Source organism: Stenotrophomonas sp. 2YAF22 (assembly GCF_052114665.1).
GTDB classification, from domain to species: domain Bacteria; phylum Pseudomonadota; class Gammaproteobacteria; order Xanthomonadales; family Xanthomonadaceae; genus Stenotrophomonas; species Stenotrophomonas indicatrix.
In genome coordinates this window covers 1-4,036 of record NZ_JBFRFE010000399.1, presented here as the reverse complement: position 1 = coordinate 4,036, position 4,036 = coordinate 1, and the positions used below count along the sequence as shown (strand labels likewise).

The window sequence follows — 4,036 nt, the reverse complement described above, 5'->3', positions numbered from 1 at the left end:
TTGCTTCGGCCGTTGCCGTTGCCTCTGCAGGTGCAGGGCGCAGCCCTGCCGAACCACCCAAAACCTTTACTGGAGCAGCGAGCGCAGCATCCACGCGTATTTCTCGTGGGTCTGCAGGCGCTGGGTCATCAGATCCTCGGTCGGGGCGTCGTCAGCGTCGTCGGCCACATCCAGCACTTCACGTGCCGTACGGCATACCGCTTCGTTGGCGACCACCAACTGGCGTACCATTTCACGCCAGTCCGCACTGTCGGTCAGGCCCGGCTCCTCGACGATCGAGGTCAGCGCAGCAAATTCCCGGTAGGAGCCCGGGGCATTGAAGCCCAGTGCGCGGATGCGCTCGGCCACATCGTCCAGTGCCGCCCATTGTTCGGTGTACTGGGTCTCGAACATGGTGTGCAGCGAGTTGAACATCGAGCCGGTGACATTCCAGTGGAAGTTGTGGGTCTTCAGGTAGAGCGTGAACGCATCGGCCTGGAACCGCGCCAAACCGTCGGCGATCTTCTTGCGGTCGCCCTGGGTGATCCCGATATCGATGTTGGGGGCCGACGGCGCGGAAGCCGCAAGCTTCTGCTTGCCGGTCTTGGGCTTGGTCGTGCTCTTGGTCTTCGCCATGGGGTTCCTCCTTGTGGAATCGTTGGCCTTCACAATAAATCAGTCGTGATGACTGGTCGCATTCAAAGTTTTAAACGAACCGATTGATGAACGCTATCGACAAAATGCCGCAGTCCCGCCAGCGCCAACAGCGTGCCGCCATCGACGGCGCCATGAGCCGCGACCGTGGACGATTGCTGGGAATGCTCTCGCGTTGCCAGGCCAAGCCACAGGATGCGGCGTTGGCCGCCAGTTTCGAGCAGGCCTTGCAGGTTTCGGTGCAGCGCCGGCAGGCGCGGGCGCAACAACAGCCGGCCATTACTCTGGACCCACAGCTGCCGATTGCGCGTGAAGCCGAGACCATCACCCAGTTGATCCGCGACCATCAGGTGGTGGTGATCGCCGGTGAAACCGGCTCGGGCAAGACCACCCAGCTACCGAAACTGTGCCTGGCCGCCGGCCGTGGCCAAGCCGGCATGATCGGCTGCACACAGCCGCGCCGGATCGCCGCACGTGCGGTGGCCAGCCGTGTCGCGCAGGAACTGCAGAGCGAGCTGGGCCAGCTGGTGGGCTACCAGGTGCGCTTCAACGACAAGGTCGGCGAAGACACCCGCATCAAGTTCATGACCGACGGCATCCTGCTGGCCGAGATCGCCAGCGATCGCTGGCTGTCGAACTACGACACGATCATCGTCGACGAAGCGCACGAACGCAGCCTCAACATCGACTTCCTGCTTGGCTATCTCAAACAGCTGCTGCGCAAGCGCCCGGACCTGAAGCTGATCGTCACTTCGGCGACCATCGACACCGAGCGCTTCGCCCAGCATTTCGACAATGCGCCAGTGATCAGCGTCGAAGGCCGTACCTATCCGGTCGAGGTGCGCTATCGCGCGCTGGAAGGCGAGGGCGAAGACCAGGGCGAACGCACGGTCAACGATGCGATCGTTGCGGCCATCGACGAAATCACCCGCCTGGATTCCCGTGGCGACGTGCTGATCTTCCTGCCGGGCGAGCGTGAGATCCGCGATGCGCACCAGTCGCTGGAGCGGCGCAAGTACCGCAATACCGAAGTGCTGCCGCTGTACGCGCGGCTGTCCAACCAGGACCAGGACCGCGTGTTCAATCCCGGCCCGAACCGGCGCATCGTGCTGGCCACCAACGTTGCCGAGACCTCGTTGACGGTGCCGCGCATCCGTTATGTGGTCGACCCCGGTTTCGCCCGCGTCAAGCGTTACAGCCCGCGCAACAAACTGGACCGGCTGCACATCGAGCCGATCTCGCAGGCCAGTGCCAACCAGCGCAAGGGCCGCTGTGGCCGCGTGGCCGAGGGCATCTGCTATCGCCTGTATGCCGAGGCCGATTTCCAGGCGCGGCCGGAGTTCACCGATCCGGAAATCCGTCGTTCCAGCCTCGCGGGGGTGATCCTGCGCATGCTGCAGCTCGGCCTGGGCCGCATCGAGGACTTCCCGTTCCTTGAGGCGCCGGATGAGCGGGCCGTCGCCGATGGTTGGCAGCATCTGACCGAGCTGGGGGCGATCGACAGCGAGCGCCACTTGACCGCGATCGGCAAGCAGATGGCGCGCCTGCCGGTGGACGTGAAACTGGCGCGCATGCTGGTGGCGGCGCAGGCCGCGGGCTGCCTGCGACCGATGCTGGTGATCGCCTCGTTCCTGGGCATCCAGGATCCGCGCGAGCGACCGCCCGAGGCGCGCGGCGCGGCCGACAACGCACATGCGCAGTTCGCCGATGGCCGCTCCGAGTTCGTCGGTGTACTGCGCCTGTGGGACGCCTATCGCCAGTCCCATGAGGATCTGACCCAGTCCAAGCTGCGCGACTGGTGCGGCCGCCACTTCCTCGGCTTCCTGCGCATGCGTGAATGGCGCGAGCTGCATCGGCAGCTGCGCCTGCTGTGCGAGGAACTGGGCTGGAAGGAAGAGGCCAACGAGGCATCGATGGCACCGCTGCTGGCCGGCAGCAGTGCGCCGGCTCCGGCGCGCGATGATGCTGCTGCGGTGAAGGCGACCCGTGGCCAGCTGCACCGTGCCGCGCGCCTGGCCCGCGAGGGCAAGGCCGAAACGGCGCCCGCGCCGGTCGCCGCCCGTGCGCAGAAGGACCAGGCGCCCGACGGCGGTGGTTACAGCGAACGCGTTCGCGCCACGGCGTACCAGACCCTGCATCGGGCCTTGGTGGCGGGGCTGCCCACGCAGATCGGCCATCGCAGCGAGAAGGGCGATTTCCAGGCGCCGCGCCAACGCCGTTTCCTGCCGTTCCCTGGTTCGACGCTGTCCAAGCGGCCGCCACCCTGGCTGCTGGCAGCCAACCTGCTGGATACGCAGAAGGTCTGGGGCATGACCCTGGCGGCGATCGAGCCGGACTGGGTGATTGCCGAACTGCCGCACCTGCTGCTGCGCAAGCACTTCGACCCGCATTGGTCGCGTGCGCAGGGCCAGGTGCTGGCCTCCGAGCAGATCAGCCTGTTCGGGCTGGTGCTGGCGCCGAAGAAGCCGGTGCATTACGGCCGCATCAACGCCGGCGAGGCGCATGACATCTTCGTGCGCCAGGCACTGGTGACCGGTGAGATCAACACCCGCGCCAGCTTCGTGGCCGACAACCAGAAGGTGCTGGAGCAGGCACGCGAGGAAGAAGCCAAGCTGCGCCGTGCCGGCATCGTTGCCGACGAGGACTGGCAGGCACGCTGGTACCTGGACCGGGTGCCGCCGCAGATCCACTCCGCGTCAGGGCTGGATGCGTGGTGGAAGGCGTTGCCGCCGGAACAGCGCAAGGGCCTGCACTGGTCGCTGGTGGATCTGCTGCCGGGCGAAGGCAGCGAGCAGGAGCGCTACCCGAAGTACCTGGCGTTGGGCCAGGCGCGGTTGCCGCTGCACTACCGCTTCGAACCCGGGGCCGAAGATGACGGCGTGACACTGGACGTCCCGCTGCACCTGCTCAATGCATTGGATGCGGTGCAGTTGGGATGGTTGGCGCCCGGTTTCGTTGCCGACAAGGCGGCCGCGCTGATCCGCAGCCTGCCCAAGGCGATGCGGCGCAACTACGTGCCGGCGCCGGATTTCGCGCGCGCGTTCTACGAAGCGTTCCCGCAGCCCAGTGCCGATGCGATCACCGGTGAGCTGGCGCGCTTCCTGTCACGGGCAACCGGGGCAACGGTGGCCGCGATCGATTTCGAGCCCGGTTCAATCGAGCCGCACCTGCACATGAACCTGCGCCTGCGCGATGAGCAGGGCAAGGTGCTGGCAACCTCGCGCGACCTCGATGTGCTGCGTGCGAAGTTCGGTGGCCGTGCCGGCGATGCGTTCGCCGCACGTGCCGGGCGCGAGATGGCGGCCGATGGCCTGCGCACGTTCCCGGCCTCGCCGATTCCGCTGCAGGTACCGGGCGAGGCCGGCGTGCCGGCCTATCCCGCGCTGAAGGATGAGGGTGACAG

The 4,036-nt window shown here is 66.5% G+C and carries 2 protein-coding genes; one reads left to right on the top strand and one right to left on the bottom strand.

Annotation, left to right across the window (positions count from 1 at the left end):
* Positions 1-66: 66 nt before the first annotated feature.
* On the bottom strand, positions 67-615 hold the full coding sequence (locus AB4Y84_RS15270; RefSeq protein WP_025879374.1) for a Dps family protein: 549 nt from the start codon (positions 613-615) through the stop codon (positions 67-69).
* Between the two features lie 86 nt (positions 616-701).
* On the opposite strand from AB4Y84_RS15270, the gene hrpA reads away from it, so the two are divergent.
* Positions 702-4,036: ATP-dependent RNA helicase HrpA (hrpA, locus tag AB4Y84_RS15265; RefSeq protein ID WP_442250379.1), on the top strand; the 3,335-nt coding region annotated here is incomplete at its 3' end.